The following is a 15,185-nucleotide window of genomic DNA, read 5'->3' as shown; positions in this document are numbered from 1 at the left end:
TTCTCGACCGTGTCAGTCCTCGATCAGGCGCAGGGCCTGGGTGGGGCAGTACGAGACAGCGCGGTCGACGTCGTCGCGGGTCGCGTCGTCGACGTCGGTGCGGAGCAGTTCGACGTGGTCCCTGTGCGCGCGGAAGAACTCCGACGCCTCCATCTCGCAGACGCCGTGTCCCTGGCACAGGTCGAGGTCGACCTCGATGCGCGCCACCGTCACCGCGCCCGTCGGCGGTAGCTGACGCGACACGGCTGCTGCAGCTGGACCACCATCTTCGAGTGGTCGTTGCGGTAGGACTCCGACGGCTGGAGCATCTCGAAGTCGTAGTTCTGCAGCAGGACCGAGAAGATCGCCTTGAGCTGCATCATCGCGAACTGTGCCCCCACACAGCGATGCCGACCGGCACCGAACGGGATCCAGGTCCACCGGTTGGCCAGGTCCTCCTGCCGCGGCTTCTGGTAGCGATCGGGATCGAACGCGTCGGGGTCCGGGAAGTCCTCGGGCAGCCGGTTGCTCACCGCGGGCGACACGGCGACGGTCTGGCCGGCGGAGATCTCGACGTCCTCGATGTGGATGTCGTTCTGGACGACGCGCATCAGCACGATGAGCGGTGGATGCAGCCGCAGTGACTCCTTCAGTGCCGCCTCGAGCTTCGGCATCTGCCGGGTGTGGGCGAAGGTGTACTCGGGGCGCTCCCCCGCGGGGGTGTCGCCGTAGATCTCGTCGAGTTCGTCGATGACCTGCTGCATGTACTCGCGGTGACGCAGCAGTTCGATGAGGGTCCAAGCCGCTGTGCCCGACGTGGTGTGGTGCCCGGCGAACATCATCGAGATGAACATCCCGGTGATGGTGTGGGCGTCGAATCCGACCGACACCAGGACGTCCATCAGGTCCCGATCGGCCTTGTCGACGGGCGGGTTCGCGATCCGCTCCTGCATGACCCCCTCGATGAACTCGACCAGTTCCGCGCGGGACTCGTCGCGCTTGCGGAAGCTCTCGATGTCGGCGTGGTAGTCGACGTAGGCGATCGGGTCGGTGCCCTTCTCCAGGTCGTGGAACAGGTGCGCGATCCGGTTGTCCAGCCGCTCACGGAACTTCGCACCGATCAGACAGGACGACGAGGTGTACAGCGTGAGTTCGGCGAAGAACTCGAGGAGGTCGATCTCCCCCTCGTCACCCCAGCCGGCGATGATCCGCTCGACCTCGTTCGGGATCGTGACGGCGTGGCGCTTCATGTGGTCGGCCTTGAGGGCGGCGTTGTGGATCGCCGCGGATCGCTCCTCCGGACTGGTGTCGAAGACGACGCCCTCGCCGAAGACCGGGGTCATGAAGGGGTAGGCGGCGGCCTGGTCGAGATCCTCCTCGGGGGCGCGGAAGAACTCCTCGTTGGCCGCGGCGCCACTGACGAGCACGACCTCGCGATCGGCGAGCTGGAACAGTCCGACGTCACCGCACTCCTCACGGACGCGCCAGAACAGACCGATCGGGTCGGACGCGAGTTCCTCGAGGTGGCCGTGTTCGCCCTCTCCCCCGGAGACGCGGGCGGGTTTCGTGAGTGTCATGGGGATTCTCCTGGCTCGGGATCGGGGACGCGGGCGAGCGGGGCCTCGGCCTCCACCTCGACCAGGCGCATGTGGGCACCGCGGGGCATCGAGACCACGGCGGCGATCGCCGTCGCGAGGTGCTCGGGACGCATGAAGTTCCCGTGGCGGGCGAAACCGAACGGCATCCAGTCGGTCAGCATCGCGGTGGTGACCTCGGGGTCGACATTCATGCCCATCCCGGTGAGCGTCTGCCCGGGGCGGACGAGGCTGACGCGCACGCCGGACCCCTCGACCTCCATCTGGGCGGTCAGCGCGAACGCCTCCAGGCCCGCCTTGGCGGCGGCGTAGGCGCCCATGTGCGGGCGCGGGTCGGCGGCGACGTCGGAGGAGATGATCACGAAATCCCCACGGCGCCGGGCCATCATCTCGGGGACGACACGACGGAACAGGCGCTGGGCGCCCGTGAGGTGGATGTTCACCTGGGAGGCGAACTCGTCGGTCGACGCCTCGAAGGTGCGCCCCGGGGCCATGTCCCCGGCGCCGGAGACGACGATCTCGACGGCACCGAGAGCGGCCTCGGCCTTGTGGACGCAGTCGTCGATGGAGGCGGGATCGGTGACGTCCAATGCGACCGCGACGGCCTCACCTCCGGCATCGACGATCTCGTCGACGAACTCCTGGCACTTCTCCACCCTGCGGGCGCCCAACGCGACGGGGTGTCCTGCCGCGGCCAGCATCACCCCGGTGGCGGCGCCGATCCCCGACGACCCCCCGGCGACCAGCACCGGCCGGCGTTCGGGGTGCGGACCGAATCGGGGCATCAGCGCACCGTCACCGACATCGGCAACGACGCGAACCCGCGGACGTTGATGGAGTGGAAGCGTTCGGCGCGCGCGAGGTCGAGGTCGAACGACCGCAGTGACGCGGCGATCTCGCCCAACGCGACGTTCGCCTCGAGGCGCGCGAGATGGGCACCCAGGCAGAAGTGGGTTCCGAGGCCGAAGCTGGTCAGCGTCTGCGAGCTGTCGCGCCCGATCCGGTACTCGTCGGGCGCATCGAACACATCCTCGTCCCGGTTGGCCGAGCCCACGAGGAGCAGCACGCGCTGCCCCGCGGGGATGGTGTATCCGCCGTACTCGACGTCCTCGACGACCCGGCGCAGCACCATCTGGGTCGAGTTGTCGTACCGCAGTGTCTCTTCGGTCCACGCGGGGACCGCATCCGGGTCGGTGAGGGGTTTGGCGAGCTCGTCGGGGTTGCGGAATCCCCAGTACGCCGCGTTGGCGAGCAGTTTGGTGGTCGTCTCGTTGCCCGCGACGATCATCAGGATCATGAAGCCGATGATCTCGCCCTCGGTGAGCGATGTCGGCTGCCCTGTGTCGTCGTCGACGATCTCCGCGCGGATCAGCGCCGAGACGAGGTCGTCGCCCAGGTTCTGACGTCGGTCCGTCACGAGATCGGCGTAATAGGTGACGAGTTCGAAGTAGGCCGTCACGGCGGCCTCCGGTACGTCGAACACACCCTCGTCCCGGTGGATCAGGGCGTCGGAGAGTTCGCGCAACCGCGGGCGGTCGGCCACGGGCACCAGCATCAGCTCCGAGACGACGTCCATCGGCAGCAGGCCGGCGAACTCGGCGACGTAGTCGAACTCACCCATCTCCAGGCACCGATCCCAGTGCTGGTGGGTGATCTCGCGGACACGGTCGGCGAGATGGTTCACCCGGGCCGGGGTGAACCCCTTCGACACCAACTTGCGGATGCGCATGTGTTTCGGGTCGTCCATGGCGAGGAACGACATCGACAGGTGCGCGTCGGGTCCGTAGGCGGCGGGGTCCATCGACACACCCCAGCTGTTCGACAGGCGTCCCGCGTCCCGGAACGCCGCGCGCACGTCCTCGTGCTTGCTGAACGCCCAGAAGTCCATCGCACTGTTGAAGTAGACAGGCGCCTGCGCCCGCAACCGAGCGTAGGTGGGGTACGGATCGTCGTGGAACGCATAGTCATAGGGGTCGAAGGGGACCCGATCCTGCATCCCGGGGACGCCGGACGCGTCGGTTCCCGCGGTCACCGGTGCTGCTCCAGCAACAACTTCGCCGCGCCGGCCAGACGGTCGGCGATGTCGGAGTAGGTCTGATATCCCATCCCGGCGCGCACCAGCGCACCGGAGTACAGCATCTCGAGCAGCTCGACGCGTTCGTCGTCGGTGTCGGCGGGGAGCCCGAGCGCCGTCGCCAGACGCTCCCGGATGAAGCCGCCGACGCGGATGCGCAGATGCGCCACATCGGGATCGGATCCGAGCAGCGCGACGGTGACGGCACCGGCCAGCTGGTCCTCCCCGGACACGACCAGCGCGACGTCCCGCAGGACGACCGCGGCGCGCTCGGTGATGTCGAGGGAGGGGTCCGGTTCCGGCACCGACGACACCAGCATCCGCCAGAACAGCTCGGCGACGAGGTGGTTCTTGGAGCTGAAGTAGGTGTACGCGGTCGCGGGTGCCACACCGGCACGCTTGGCCACCATGCGGACCGTCATGGCCTCGAAACCGTCCTCGTGCAGCACTTCTCGTGCTGCTTCGGTGAGACGACGGACGGTCTCGGCCTGCTGATCGGTCAACCGCCGGCGGGTCGACTCATGGGACGAGGGGCTGGACATGTGGGCCACGCTACATTACGTTTGAGCACCAGTCCAGACACGTGTCCAGATCGGAGCCCACCACGATGTCCACCGCCACACATCCCCCTGAGGAGACCGCCGGCCTCGTCCCCGACGGCACCTCGCGGTTGCTGATCGACGGGCAGCTGGTCCCCGGGTCCGGCGGCACGTTCGCGGTCACGGACCCCACCACCGAGGAGGTCGTCGGGCATGCCGCCGACGCGACAGCGGCGGACATGGACGCCGCCATCGCCGCGGCCAGAACGGCTTTCGACACCACCACCTGGTCGACCGACCACACGTTCCGCGCACACTGCCTGCGCCAGCTGCGCGATGCCCTGCAGGGCCACATCGAGGAACTCCGCGACATCACCATCGCCGAAGTGGGGGCTCCGAGGATGTTGACGAGCGGTCCGCAGCTCGAGGGACCGATCGCCGACCTCGGGTACTTCGCCGACCTGGCCGAGAGCTACTCGTGGCGGACCGACCTCGGTCAGGCGTCCCCCATGGGCATGCCGACCACGAGGTACACCCAGCGCGAGGCGATCGGTGTCGTCGGCGCGATCACCCCGTGGAACTTCCCGCACCAGATCAACTTCGCGAAGATCGGACCCGCGCTGGCCGCCGGCTGCACCGTCGTCCTCAAACCCGCGCCGGACACCCCCTGGTGCGCCGCGGTCGTCGGCGCCATCGCGGCGCGGGAGACCGACATCCCCGCCGGTGTGCTGAACGTCGTCACCTCGACCGACCACCAGCTCGGCGCGCAGCTGTGCACCGACCCCCGCGTCGACCTCGTCTCCTTCACCGGGTCCACCGACACCGGCCGCAGGGTCATGGCGACCGCGGCGGCGTCGTTGAAGAAGGTGTTCCTGGAGCTGGGCGGCAAGTCGGCGTTCATCGTGCTCGACGACGCCGACTTCCCGAGCGCCTGCGCGATGGCCGGCATCGGCGTCTCCATCCACGCAGGCCAGGGGTGCGCGATCACCACCCGACTCCTGGTCCCCCGCGAGCGGTATGACGAGGCGATCGCAGCGGTACGCGACACCATGGCGGGCATCGTCCCCGACGACCCCCGTCGCGGCGGCACGATGTGCGGCCCCCTGATCTCGGCGGTGCAGCGCGACCGCGTGCAGTCCTACATCGACCTCGCCGTCGCCGAGGGGGGCACCGTCGAGGTCGGGGGCGGGCGACCGGCCGGGCGCAAGAAGGGATTCTTCATCGAGCCGACCCTGATCTCGGGACTGGACAACAGCTCTCGCGCCGCGCAGGAGGAGATCTTCGGACCGGTCCTCGTCGTCATCCCGCACGACGGTGACGACGACGCCATCCGCCTGGCGAACGACTCCGCCTACGGCCTGTCGGGGATGGTCTACGGCACCGACCCCGCGCGCATCCAACACGTCGTCGACGGGGTCCGCACCGGGACCATGGGCGTCAACGGCGGCGTCTGGTACTCCGCCGACGTCCCCTTCGGTGGGTACAAGGCATCCGGCATCGGCCGCGAGATGGGGGTCGCCGGCTTCGAGGAGTACCTCGAGACCAAGTCCGTCGCCACCCCTGCAGGCTGACCCGCAGTCCCGACACCGAACCCAGGAGTACCAGTGACACAACAGCGTTTCGTCGACAAGGTCGTGATCGTGACCGGTGCCGCCGGAGGGATCGGTGAGGTGTACGCCCGACGTCTCGCCGCCGAGGGTGCGACGGTCGTCGTCGCCGATGTGGCCGACGAACCCGGCGGCACGGTCGCCGCCGACATCGGCGGGACCTACGTCCACTGCGATGTCTCCGACCCGGACTCCGCCCAGGGGCTGGCGGCGGCGACGGTCGACGCGCATGGACGCATCGACGGGCTGGTGAACAACGCCGCGATCTACGGCGGGATGAAGTTGGACTTCCTCATCACCGTGCCGTGGGACTACTACAAGAAGTTCATGAGTGTGAACCTCGACGGCGCGCTGAACGTGACGCGTGCGGTGTATCCACACATGCCGCGCGGGTCGGCCGTCGTCAACCAGTCCTCCACCGCCGCATGGCTCTACAGCGGCTTCTACGGCCTGGCCAAGGTCGGGGTCAACGGCCTCACCCAGCAGCTCGCCACCGAACTCGGCGGCCAGGGCATCCGGGTGAACGCCATCGCGCCCGGTCCCACCGACACCGAGGCGACCAGGACGACGACACCCGGGGACATGGTGAAGGACATGGTGTCCAAGCTCCCGTTGTCGCGGATGGGCACCCCCGACGACATGGCCGACGCGCTGCTGTTCCTGCTCTCCGACGACGCATCGTGGATCACCGGCCAGATCCTCAACGTCGACGGCGGACAGATCATGCGCTCATGACCGACCCGCAGTCCCCCGTCGGGTTCATCGGCCTGGGGAACATGGGAGCCCCGATCGCGCAACGCTTCACGGCCTGGCCGGGCGGTCTGATCGTCTGCGACGCGCGTCCGGAGGCCACCGAGAAGGCGGTGGCGGCGGGCGCGGTGGCGGTCTCGACGGCCGCGGAGGTGGCAGCGGGCGCCTCGATCATCTCGATCACCGTCCTCGACGACGAGCAGGTGCGGTCGGTGATAACCGGTCCCGGCGGCATCCTCGAGACCGCCACGCCCGGAACGGTGATCGCGGTGCACTCGACGATCTCGCCCCGCACCGCGGTCGACCTGGCCGAGACGTGTGAGGCGCGCGGCGTCGACCTCGTGGACGCGCCGGTCTCCGGTGGAGCGGCCGGCGCCGAGCAGGCCCGACTCGCGATCATGGTGGGTGGCGAGCGCACCGCCTACGAGAAGGTCAAGCCGGTCTTCGCGCTGGCGTCGGACATGACGATCCACGCGGGGCCCATCGGCGCGGGAACGCGGATGAAGCTGGCCCGCAACCTGCTGCACTTCATCTCGTTCACCGCCACCACCGAGGCCGCCCGGCTCGCCGAGGCCGCGGGCATCGACCTCGTGAAGCTGGGCAAGGTGGTCCGACACACCGACGCCATCACCGGCGGGGCGGGGGCGATCATGCTGCGCGACACCACAGCCCCCGTCGACACCGACGACTTCTGGCACTCGGTCTTCACCCACGTGCGCGACCTGGGCGAGAAGGACGTGGCCCTCGCGCTCGACCTCGCCGACGACCTCGACGTCGAACTGCCCCTGGCCCGCATCGCACTGACGAACCTGGGTGACGGCCTCGGGGTGGGGCCCGGGGACATCGCCACCACGAGGAGCACCGCATGACCGATGACGCGCCCCAGGACGATCGACCCCAGGACGATCCACCCCAGAGCGATCGACGCCGCAGGGGTCTCGCGAAGATGGCCGAGGTCTACGGCTTCGACCTGTCCGACGGCCCGGGCGACTACTTCGCGCACACCGCGGATCACCTGTTCGGTGAGGTGTGGACGCGCGAGGGACTCACCGTCCGCGACCGCCGCCTGCTGCTGCTCGGTGCACTGGCCGCCTCCGGTCTCGACGACGTCGCCGAGATCCAGGCCGGAGCGGCACTCGGCAACGGCGAACTCGACCCCGATCAACTGCGCGAGATCGCGCTGTTCCTCTGCTACTACATCGGCTGGCCGCTCGGGACCAAGCTGGACTCCACGTTCGGCAGGGTCATCGACCGGTACACCAGGAAGGCCCGCGAGTGACCGACCTACCGACACGCTGCCCGTTCGGCGCGGGGTGGGATCTCACCGATCCCGCCCTCGTGGAGCGCGGGGTCCCCGCCGACGAGCTGGCACAGCTCCGTGAGACACGACGCATCTTCTGGATCGCCCAGGACCCGGAGAGCACGCCGTTCCGGGACGACGGCTACTGGGTGGTGACCCGCCACGCCGACATCCGTGCGATCTCGAAGAACAGCGTCGACTGGTCGACCACCAGGCAGGGCGCCGTCATGCGGTTGCCGGACGGGGTGACACCGGAGCTGCTGGAGTTCACCAAAGCCCTGCTCATCAACCATGATCCGCCGGAGCACACCCGTCTGCGCAAGATCGTCTCCCGACTGTTCACCCCGCGTGCGGTGAACGCGCTGCACCAGATCCTCGACGACCGTGCGCGGGCCATCGTGACGGCGGCGCTGGCGGACGGCTCGGGCAACTTCGTCGACGACATCGCCGTGGACCTACCGCTCTCGGCCATCGCCGATCTGCTCGGCGTGCCGGAGGAGGATCGGGAGAAGCTCTTCGCGTGGTCGAACGCGGTGATGAACACCGACGATCCCGACTATCAGGGTGCCGACCCGGCCGAGGCGAACGCGCAGCTGATGGGCTACGCCTACGCCATGGCCGAGGATCGCCGGCAGAACCCGGCCGACGACATCGTCTCGACCCTGGTCCACGCCGACAGCGGACCCGACGGCGGCGACCCGATGACGGAGATCGAGTTCGGCTTCTTCGTGGTCCTCCTCGTGGTCGCGGGCAACGAGACCACCCGCAACGCGATCAGCTCCGGGATGAACGCATTCCTCGACCACCCCGACCAGTGGGAGCTGTTCAAACGTGACCGCCCGTCGACCGCGGTCGACGAGATCATCCGGTGGGCGACACCGGTGCACTGCTTCCAGCGCACCGCCGTCCGCGACATCGAGCTCGGCGACGTCACCGTGCGGGCCGGCGAGCGCGTCGGGTTGTTCTACTCGTCGGCCAACTTCGACGAGGAGGTGTTCGACGAGCCCCGCACCTTCGACATCACCCGGAACCCCAACCCGCACCTGTCGTTCGGTGGCAGCGGGGCGCACTACTGCATCGGCGCGAACCTCGCGCGGATGGAGATCGAGCTTATGTTCGCCGCGATCGCCGACCTCGCCCCCGACATCGGGAAGATCGCCGAGCCGCAACGGCTGCGGTCCGGGTGGATCAACGGGGTGAAGGACCTCCAGGTGACCTACCGGCCCTGACCCTTCTCAGGCCTGCGGCGCGGCCCCGGCGCGCGCGGCGATCCGCGCCTGGACCTCGGGCCGGCGCAGCGGCGGCACCGTCTTCGGCGGTTGCCGGCGCTCGGGAAGCACCGACAGCAGGTCGCGGGTGATCTCGGTGACCGCGGCCACGGCCTTCTCGAAGGCCTCGGCGTTGGCCGCCGAGGTCTTCTGCACACCGCTGACCTTGCGGATGTACTGCCGGGCGGCGGCCTCGATCTCGATGGCGGTGGCGGGCGGTTCCAGTCCGCGCAGCTCGGTGATGTTGCGGCACATGATGGCTCCCGGGGGTCGGGGTCAGTCGCTGATGTGGATGACTGCCTTGCCCAGGATCTTCCCGTCGGCGAGGTCGCGCAATGCCTGGCCGAGATCGGCCAGAGGATAGGTCACGTTCACCGGCGGGCGCAGACCCTTCTCCGCCACCATCGCGGTGATCCGCTCGTGCAGCTGCGCGGGGAGGTCCGGATGGGTGCGCACGTACTCGCCCCATGCCGCACCGACCACCGAGATGTTCCGGAACAGCACCCGGTTGAGCTTCACCGTCGGGATCCCGCCGGCGGCGAACCCGACGACGACGAACCGGCCACCGGGGGCGACCTGACGCAGCGCCTCGTCGAACACCTCACCGCCCACGGGATCGATGAGCACGTCGACGCCCGTGCCCGTCAGCTCCTTGATGCGGTCGCCCCAGCCCTCGCGGAGCGGCACCACCTCGTCGGCCCCGACCTCGCGCAGCATCTCCTCGGCACCCTCGCGGTGCACTATCGCGATGACACGCGCCCCGAGCGCCTTGGCGACGGCGATCGTCGCGACACCGACACCGCCGGCCGCCCCGAGGACACCGACCGTCTCCCCCGGCTGCAGGTGCGCGCGGGTGTCGAGGGCGAACAGCGCGGTCTGGAAGTTGATGCCGAGCGCCGCACCCTCGTCGAACGACAGCGCCTCCGGCAGCGGCAGGACCTGTCCGTCGACGGCCGCGACCTGTTCGGCGAAGCCGCCGATGAGCGAGGTGACCACGACGCGGTCCCCCTCGCTGTACCGCGAGCCGCTCGGCGCCGACGCGACCACGCCGGCGACCTCCGTCCCCGGGGTGAACGGCACCGGCACGCGCATCTGGTACTCCCCGCGCGACATCAGCAGATCGGGGAAACACACCCCGCAGGAACGGATGTCGACGAGCAGCTGCTCGTCGGTCGGGGTGGGGTCGTCGACGTCACGGAGTTCGAGGGCGTCGGGACCGGTCTCGGCGGTGAGGATCTGCGCTTTCACGTCGGTCACGCTACGCGGGCACGCAGACCCCGACCGATAGGATCGCGGGATGAGTTCGAGCGGCACCGACGCCCCGTCCACCAGCCCCGCCGACGTGCTGTCGCCGACCCAGCAGCGTGCGTTCGACGAGGCCCCCGGCTTCATGCCGGTCGACGAGGCCGCCGCCCTGCACGCCGTCGCGAGCCGCTACCTCGCGGCGCCCGACGCGGTCGGCGTCGGCGTCGAGATCGGGACGTACTGCGGCAAGTCCACGGTGTGGCTGGGCAGCGCCGCGCAGGCGGTCGGCGCCGTCGTCGTGACCATCGACCATCACCGGGGATCCGAGGAGCACCAGCCCGGGTGGGAGTACCACGACACCGATCTCGTCGACCCGCACACGGGCACGCTGGACACCTCGGCGCGGTTCCGCCGCACCATGTGGGACGCCGGCCTGGAGTCGACGGTGATCGGCGTCCTGGGCTCGTCGACGACGACCGCACGGGTGTGGGGCAAGCCCGCGGACTTCGTCTTCATCGACGGCGGACACAGCTCGGAGGCGGCCCAGGCCGACCTCGCCGGGTGGGCGCCGTGGGTGCGTCCCGGCGGTGCGCTGCTCATCCACGACGTCTTCCCCGATCCCGCCGACGGCGGGCGCCCGCCGTTCGAGATCTACGAGAAGGCCCTGGCCTCGGGCGAGTTCACCGAGGTCGGTGCCCACGGGTCGTTGCGCGTGCTGGAACGGACCGCCCCGGCCGCCTGACCGGTCGGGGCGAACGGGCACCGGCGGGTACCGGGGCCGGTTACCGTCCGATCATGACCTCGGTCACCGATCCCGCCTCCGCTCCGGCCGCGCAGCCGTTCCCCCGTGACACCGAACCGCTGATCTCCCAACGCCACACCTGGGTGAACCAGGTGCGCATGCACGCGATCATGCGTCCCGACGAGTGCGCGCTGCGCTTCGAGGGGACGACGACCACCTGGCGCGGACTCGCAGACCGCGTGTCCCGTCTCGCCGCCGCCCTGGACGGCCTGGGCGTCGCGTTCGGTGACCGCGTGTTGATCCTGACGCTGAACCGGCCCGAGTTCTTCGAGACCGTGCTCGCCCTGAACGCGCTCGGCGCGATCGCCGTCCCGGTCAACTTCCGGATGGCGCCGCCGGAGATCCTGCATCTCATGACCGACACGGCCGCCCGGGCGATCGTCCACGAGCCGGCCTTCGACGGCGTCGTCGACGCGGTGGCGGCGCTACCCGGCGGCACCACTCATCTGCGTGTCCGCATGGACGGCGCGCGTGACGCCGCACTCGACTACGAATCGTTGATCGCACAGGATCTCTCGCTGCGGCCCATCGACGTGCCCGAGACGACACCCGCGGTGATCATGTACACCTCGGGGACCACGGGCGCACCGAAAGGTGCTGTGCTGACCCACATCAACCTGCAGGCGCAGGCGATGCACAACATGGTCGCGCCCGGCGTCGTCGACCACGAGGCCATCTCGGCGATCGCGGTGCCGGTGTTCCACATCGCGGCATTTGGCGTGATCTCGACGTGTCTGCTCGACGGTGTCGCGACCGTTCTGTTCCCGTTGCGGCAGTTCGACCCCGCGGCGACGCTCGACGTCATCGCCGCCGAGCGCATCACGACGATGTTCATGGTCCCGGCGCAGTGGCAGCTGGTGATCGCCGAGCAGCGGGCACGGCCCCGGGATCTCGCGCTGCGGTTCCTGTGGTGGGGTGCGGCACCCGCGTCCGGGACGCTCCTCGCCGCCATGGCCGAGACCTTCCCGGACGCGACGATCTGCGCCGTCTTCGGTCAGACCGAGATGTCCCCCGTCACCTGCGCTCTCACCGGCGAGGACACCCACCGCAAGGTCGGCTCGGTGGGACGCCCGTTGCGCACCATCGCCGCCCGCGTCGTCGATCCCGACATGAACGACGTCGCCGTCGGTGAGGTCGGCGAGATCGTCTACCGCGGACCGAACCTGATGAGCGGCTACTGGAATCGACCCGAGGCGACGGCGGAGGCGTTCGCGGGCGGATGGTTCCACTCGGGCGATCTCGTCCGCCTCGACGACGAGGGCTTCGTCTACGTCGTCGACCGCGCGAAGGACATGATCATCTCCGGCGGCGAGAACATCTACTGCGTCGAGGTCGAGAACGCGCTCGCGGCGCACCCGGCCGTCCGTGAGGTCGCGGTGATCGGCCGTCCCGACGATCGATGGGGCGAGGTGGCGGTGGCCGTGGTGGCGACGACCCCGGGAGCCGAGGATCCGACGGTCGCCGACCTGCGGTCGTTCCTCGACGACCGGCTCGCGCGCTACAAGCATCCCGCCGACGTGATCGTCGTCGACGAACTCCCCCGCAACCCCGCCGGCAAGGTGAACAAGGGCGTGCTGCGCAGCGGGGTCTGAGACGGCACGGGCCGACGCGCGCACCACATGACAGGGATCACCATCCCGCACGCGTGCACCATCGGTCCGGGTATCCGACTACACGGTCGGGTAACGACGGTCACCTCCGTCGTGCCCACCGAGGAGGTGCCCATGTCCGTGCGAGATCCGCAGACCGGACCCGACGATCAGATGTGTCCCGACCACCCCAGGGCCGAACCGGCGTCGATGACAGCGGCGCTGGTGGGCCTCGGCGGGAGCATCGGCGACGACGACCAGCTCACGGCGCTGCTCGATCGGGTGGTCGACGTGGCGCGGGAGATGATCCGCGGAGTGGACGCGGCCGCCATCGCGGTCGAGCTCGGCGGACGCACCCACACGGCGACGCACACCCACGAGACCGTCCATTCCCCCGTTCTGGTCGCGCCGCTGGTGGCGTTCGGTCAGCCGCTCGGGGCGCTGACGCTGTACGCCCGTGAGCCCGCCGGACTCGTTGCGGTCGACACCGATGCGGTGGCACTCCTGACGACGACCGTCGGTCGGGCCATCGGCGACTTCGCGCGGTTCCGGTCCGCACTCGACGTGGCCGACGCACTGCGCGCGGCGCTGCACAACCGGGCGCCGATCGAGCAGGCCAAGGGCATCATCATGGCCGAGCACGGGATCGGCGCCGACGAGGCGTTCGGCCTGCTGCGCGCACGGTCGCAGAACAGCAACCGTCGCGTCCGCGACATCGCGGCGGAGCTCATCGCCCAGCGCACCGGTGGTCGCACACCCACCTGACGGCCGATCGGCCCCGAAGACCACTCATACGGCACGCACGCCGTATGCTGACCTCGAGGCCTCTTCCCCATGACGGCGCCAGAGCGGAGCTGTCGGGTGGAGGTGGCGATGATCGACCATGGGTCGCGGCGTGAGTCCGCGGACGAGTCACCTCTCGCGGCACTCGCCATCACCGCACGGACCGTCGGGGTGCATCGTCTGTCCGACGGCGCACTCGCCGCGGGGATGGTGTCCCTCGCGGGACCTCCCGGCGGGGCACTGCACTCCGAGGAGAGCCTGCGGCACGTCGCGTCGCTCATGCAGCAGACCGCAGCCCTCGACGCACTCGCGATCTCGTGCGCACGGAGTACCTCCGCCCACGCCGCTGCGGCGGCACCGGTGCTGACCACGGTGGACCCGACGTCGCTCTCGTCCGTCGAGGGAGCCGACCTCGACCTCGCCATCGCGATCGACCCCGGCGACGTGGTCCGCTCACCCCGATCGACCATCGAGGCGATCCGTCGGGCCCGCGGCATCGGTCGACGCGTCGTCGTGCGCGTCGGTGTCGACGACCTGGCGCTGGCGATGCTCCCCGTGATCGGCCCCGACATCGTCGTGGTGCGCGACGAGGTGCTGGCCCAGATGCACGATCCGGTGGTCGCGCGCTTCGTCCACGAACTCGCCGCGCACCTGCAGAACAGCTCGGCCACGGTGGTGGCCGAGGGCGTGCACAGCGACGGCCTTGTCCGTGATGCCCTCAGCCTGGGTGCGCAGTACGGCATCGGCGCGGCGTTCGTCGACGTCCACGCGTGGGGGTCGGGTCCGGTCGCCGCGTTCCCCACACCGCAGACGGACCAGGGTCGGGTCGACGTCGGCGCCACACCGTTCACGATCGTCTCCTCGACGCGCCGTCCGCGGCGCGGCGGCGAGATGTTGCTCGAGGAGATGGGCCGGTCGCTCGAGTCGCAGGCGACCGGCACGGGGGCCTCGGCGGTGGTGGTCCGGACCGCCGGTACCGCCTACGAGCTGGGCCATCTGACCGGTCGGCGGTGGGACGGCGTCTCCGCGGACACGGGACTGTCGCCGGTGTACGGCGTCCGGGTGCCCCTCATCAGCAGGACCGCTGCCGACGGCGCCGCGCGCGGCAGCGCCGAACCGGTCGGCGAGGAGTGGAACGTAGCCGTCCTCGGTCCCCATGTCTGCGCCGTGCTCTCCGCCCGCTGCATCAGCCCGGGCGACGACAGCCGCTTCGAGTTCGTGCAGACCTACGACCGGTCGACCGTCGTCGCCGCCGTCCGCGCGATGCTCTCGGGATTCGACCCCGACTAGTCCTGCGTGCGACCCATCCTGTCGGTGGCCATCCGTACAATCGAACACATGATCGAGACGGTCTCTCCCGACGGCACCGCGGCGCTCCGCGAGGTCCTGTGGGTGCTGGCCGATCTCCCCGAGTCCGCCGACGAGGTCACGACGGTCGACCGGATCGGCCTGCTCGAGACCATCGAGTCGGCCTGTGCCGCGGCCCAGGTCGACGAGACACTCCGGCTGGAGCAGCTGCGATCGGTCGCCGAGGCCGAGAGGGGCGTCCCCGCGTCGCGTCGCTGCCGGGGACTGACGTCGGAGATCGCACTCGCGCGTCGGTCTCGGCGGCGGTCGGTGGGCGCCACCTCGGATTCGCGCGCGCGATGACGGA

Annotated in this window: 17 protein-coding genes; 10 read left to right on the top strand and 7 right to left on the bottom strand. The window is 69.8% G+C overall.

All coding sequences use genetic code 11. The features are described from left to right. Positions 1 to 12 precede the first annotated feature (12 nt). Genes LX14_RS11970 through LX14_RS11950 form a run of 5 tightly spaced genes read right to left on the bottom strand, consistent with a single transcriptional unit; the run spans position 13 to position 4,190 of the window. A complete protein-coding gene (locus LX14_RS11970; RefSeq protein ID WP_308214098.1) occupies positions 13 to 213 on the bottom strand; it encodes a ferredoxin in 201 nt (66 codons plus the stop codon). Beyond that, positions 210 to 1,556: a cytochrome P450 gene (locus LX14_RS11965; RefSeq protein WP_253647410.1), complete on the bottom strand. Its 1,347-nt coding sequence runs from the start codon at positions 1,554 to 1,556 to the stop codon at positions 210 to 212. Before LX14_RS11965 ends, LX14_RS11970 begins: the two co-directional genes overlap by 4 nt. Beyond that, the gene (locus LX14_RS11960) at positions 1,553 to 2,359 is read right to left on the bottom strand and encodes an SDR family oxidoreductase (RefSeq protein WP_253647409.1); all 807 of its coding nucleotides are present in this window, start codon (positions 2,357 to 2,359) and stop codon (positions 1,553 to 1,555) included. The genes LX14_RS11965 and LX14_RS11960 overlap by 4 nt, the downstream gene beginning before the upstream one ends. Next, positions 2,359 to 3,570: a cytochrome P450 gene (locus tag LX14_RS11955; RefSeq protein ID WP_253647995.1), complete on the bottom strand. Its 1,212-nt coding sequence runs from the start codon at positions 3,568 to 3,570 to the stop codon at positions 2,359 to 2,361. Before LX14_RS11955 ends, LX14_RS11960 begins: the two co-directional genes overlap by 1 nt. A 32-nt stretch (positions 3,571 to 3,602) precedes the next feature. After that, on the bottom strand, positions 3,603 to 4,190 hold the full coding sequence (locus LX14_RS11950; RefSeq protein ID WP_253647408.1) for a TetR/AcrR family transcriptional regulator: 588 nt from the start codon (positions 4,188 to 4,190) through the stop codon (positions 3,603 to 3,605). Between the two features lie 65 nt (positions 4,191 to 4,255). Between LX14_RS11950 and LX14_RS11945 the strand changes: the two genes are divergently transcribed. From LX14_RS11945 to LX14_RS11925, 5 genes are read left to right on the top strand one after another with little or no spacing between them, the layout of a single operon-like run. After that, positions 4,256 to 5,758 carry an aldehyde dehydrogenase gene (locus LX14_RS11945; RefSeq protein ID WP_253647407.1) on the top strand — a complete coding sequence of 501 codons (1,503 nt, stop codon included), beginning with the start codon at positions 4,256 to 4,258 and terminating at the stop codon, positions 5,756 to 5,758. 33 nt (positions 5,759 to 5,791) lie between these two features. Then, a complete protein-coding gene (locus tag LX14_RS11940; RefSeq protein WP_253647406.1) occupies positions 5,792 to 6,529 on the top strand; it encodes an SDR family oxidoreductase in 738 nt (245 codons plus the stop codon). Next, a complete protein-coding gene (locus tag LX14_RS11935; RefSeq protein WP_253647405.1) occupies positions 6,526 to 7,413 on the top strand; it encodes an NAD(P)-dependent oxidoreductase in 888 nt (295 codons plus the stop codon). The genes LX14_RS11940 and LX14_RS11935 overlap by 4 nt, the downstream gene beginning before the upstream one ends. After that, the gene (locus tag LX14_RS11930; RefSeq protein WP_253647404.1) at positions 7,410 to 7,823 is read left to right on the top strand and encodes a carboxymuconolactone decarboxylase family protein; all 414 of its coding nucleotides are present in this window, start codon (positions 7,410 to 7,412) and stop codon (positions 7,821 to 7,823) included. Before LX14_RS11935 ends, LX14_RS11930 begins: the two co-directional genes overlap by 4 nt. Next, complete coding sequence (locus LX14_RS11925) at positions 7,820 to 9,073, top strand: cytochrome P450 (RefSeq protein WP_253647403.1); 1,254 nt, start codon at positions 7,820 to 7,822, stop codon at positions 9,071 to 9,073. The genes LX14_RS11930 and LX14_RS11925 overlap by 4 nt, the downstream gene beginning before the upstream one ends. Before the next feature lie 6 nt (positions 9,074 to 9,079). On the opposite strand, the gene LX14_RS11920 is transcribed toward LX14_RS11925, so the two are convergent. Both LX14_RS11920 and LX14_RS11915 read right to left on the bottom strand, forming a co-directional pair. Then, a complete protein-coding gene (locus LX14_RS11920) occupies positions 9,080 to 9,367 on the bottom strand; it encodes a DUF2277 domain-containing protein (protein ID WP_253647402.1) in 288 nt (95 codons plus the stop codon). Positions 9,368 to 9,388: 21 nt separating this feature from the next. Continuing rightward, the gene (locus LX14_RS11915; RefSeq protein WP_253647401.1) at positions 9,389 to 10,360 is read right to left on the bottom strand and encodes an NADPH:quinone oxidoreductase family protein; all 972 of its coding nucleotides are present in this window, start codon (positions 10,358 to 10,360) and stop codon (positions 9,389 to 9,391) included. Positions 10,361 to 10,409: 49 nt separating this feature from the next. On the opposite strand from LX14_RS11915, the gene LX14_RS11910 reads away from it, so the two are divergent. From LX14_RS11910 to LX14_RS11890, 5 genes are all read left to right on the top strand, one after another. Further along, positions 10,410 to 11,099, top strand: a complete 690-nt coding sequence (locus LX14_RS11910) for a class I SAM-dependent methyltransferase (RefSeq protein WP_253647400.1) — start codon at positions 10,410 to 10,412, stop codon at positions 11,097 to 11,099. Positions 11,100 to 11,152: 53 nt separating this feature from the next. Beyond that, positions 11,153 to 12,751 (top strand): fatty-acid--CoA ligase FadD5, encoded by a 1,599-nt coding sequence (gene fadD5 / locus LX14_RS11905; protein ID WP_253647399.1) that lies wholly within the window; start codon positions 11,153 to 11,155, stop codon positions 12,749 to 12,751. Positions 12,752 to 12,883: 132 nt separating this feature from the next. Further along, positions 12,884 to 13,513, top strand: coding sequence for an ANTAR domain-containing response regulator (locus tag LX14_RS11900; RefSeq protein ID WP_253647398.1), 630 nt, complete (start codon positions 12,884 to 12,886; stop codon positions 13,511 to 13,513). A 108-nt stretch (positions 13,514 to 13,621) separates the two neighbouring features. Continuing rightward, positions 13,622 to 14,821, top strand: a complete 1,200-nt coding sequence (locus LX14_RS11895; protein ID WP_253647397.1) for a hypothetical protein — start codon at positions 13,622 to 13,624, stop codon at positions 14,819 to 14,821. 48 nt (positions 14,822 to 14,869) lie between these two features. Beyond that, complete coding sequence (locus LX14_RS11890) at positions 14,870 to 15,181, top strand: hypothetical protein (protein WP_253647396.1); 312 nt, start codon at positions 14,870 to 14,872, stop codon at positions 15,179 to 15,181. Positions 15,182 to 15,185 lie beyond the last annotated feature (4 nt).

This window comes from Williamsia deligens (assembly GCF_024171765.1).
GTDB lineage: Bacteria > Actinomycetota > Actinomycetes > Mycobacteriales > Mycobacteriaceae > Williamsia_A > Williamsia_A deligens.
Note: the sequence above shows the minus strand (reverse complement) of the source record. Positions and strands in the feature narration are given on the sequence as shown.

What these genes read in the sequence shown, in the direction of transcription:
- LX14_RS11960 (WP_253647409.1), bottom strand. Translation starts at nt 2,359, where the DNA reads ATGCCCCGATTCGGTCCGCACCCCGAACGCCGGCCGGTGCTGGTCGCC.
- LX14_RS11895 (WP_253647397.1), top strand. Translation starts at nt 13,622, where the DNA reads ATGATCGACCATGGGTCGCGGCGTGAGTCCGCGGACGAGTCACCTCTC.
- LX14_RS11955 (WP_253647995.1), bottom strand. Translation starts at nt 3,570, where the DNA reads ATGCAGGATCGGGTCCCCTTCGACCCCTATGACTATGCGTTCCACGAC.
- LX14_RS11920 (WP_253647402.1), bottom strand. Translation starts at nt 9,367, where the DNA reads ATGTGCCGCAACATCACCGAGCTGCGCGGACTGGAACCGCCCGCCACC.
- LX14_RS11900 (WP_253647398.1), top strand. Translation starts at nt 12,884, where the DNA reads ATGTCCGTGCGAGATCCGCAGACCGGACCCGACGATCAGATGTGTCCC.
- LX14_RS11965 (WP_253647410.1), bottom strand. Translation starts at nt 1,556, where the DNA reads ATGACACTCACGAAACCCGCCCGCGTCTCCGGGGGAGAGGGCGAACAC.
- LX14_RS11950 (WP_253647408.1), bottom strand. Translation starts at nt 4,190, where the DNA reads ATGTCCAGCCCCTCGTCCCATGAGTCGACCCGCCGGCGGTTGACCGAT.
- LX14_RS11930 (WP_253647404.1), top strand. Translation starts at nt 7,410, where the DNA reads ATGACCGATGACGCGCCCCAGGACGATCGACCCCAGGACGATCCACCC.
- LX14_RS11945 (WP_253647407.1), top strand. Translation starts at nt 4,256, where the DNA reads ATGTCCACCGCCACACATCCCCCTGAGGAGACCGCCGGCCTCGTCCCC.
- LX14_RS11935 (WP_253647405.1), top strand. Translation starts at nt 6,526, where the DNA reads ATGACCGACCCGCAGTCCCCCGTCGGGTTCATCGGCCTGGGGAACATG.
- LX14_RS11910 (WP_253647400.1), top strand. Translation starts at nt 10,410, where the DNA reads ATGAGTTCGAGCGGCACCGACGCCCCGTCCACCAGCCCCGCCGACGTG.
- LX14_RS11890 (WP_253647396.1), top strand. Translation starts at nt 14,870, where the DNA reads ATGATCGAGACGGTCTCTCCCGACGGCACCGCGGCGCTCCGCGAGGTC.
- fadD5 (WP_253647399.1), top strand. Translation starts at nt 11,153, where the DNA reads ATGACCTCGGTCACCGATCCCGCCTCCGCTCCGGCCGCGCAGCCGTTC.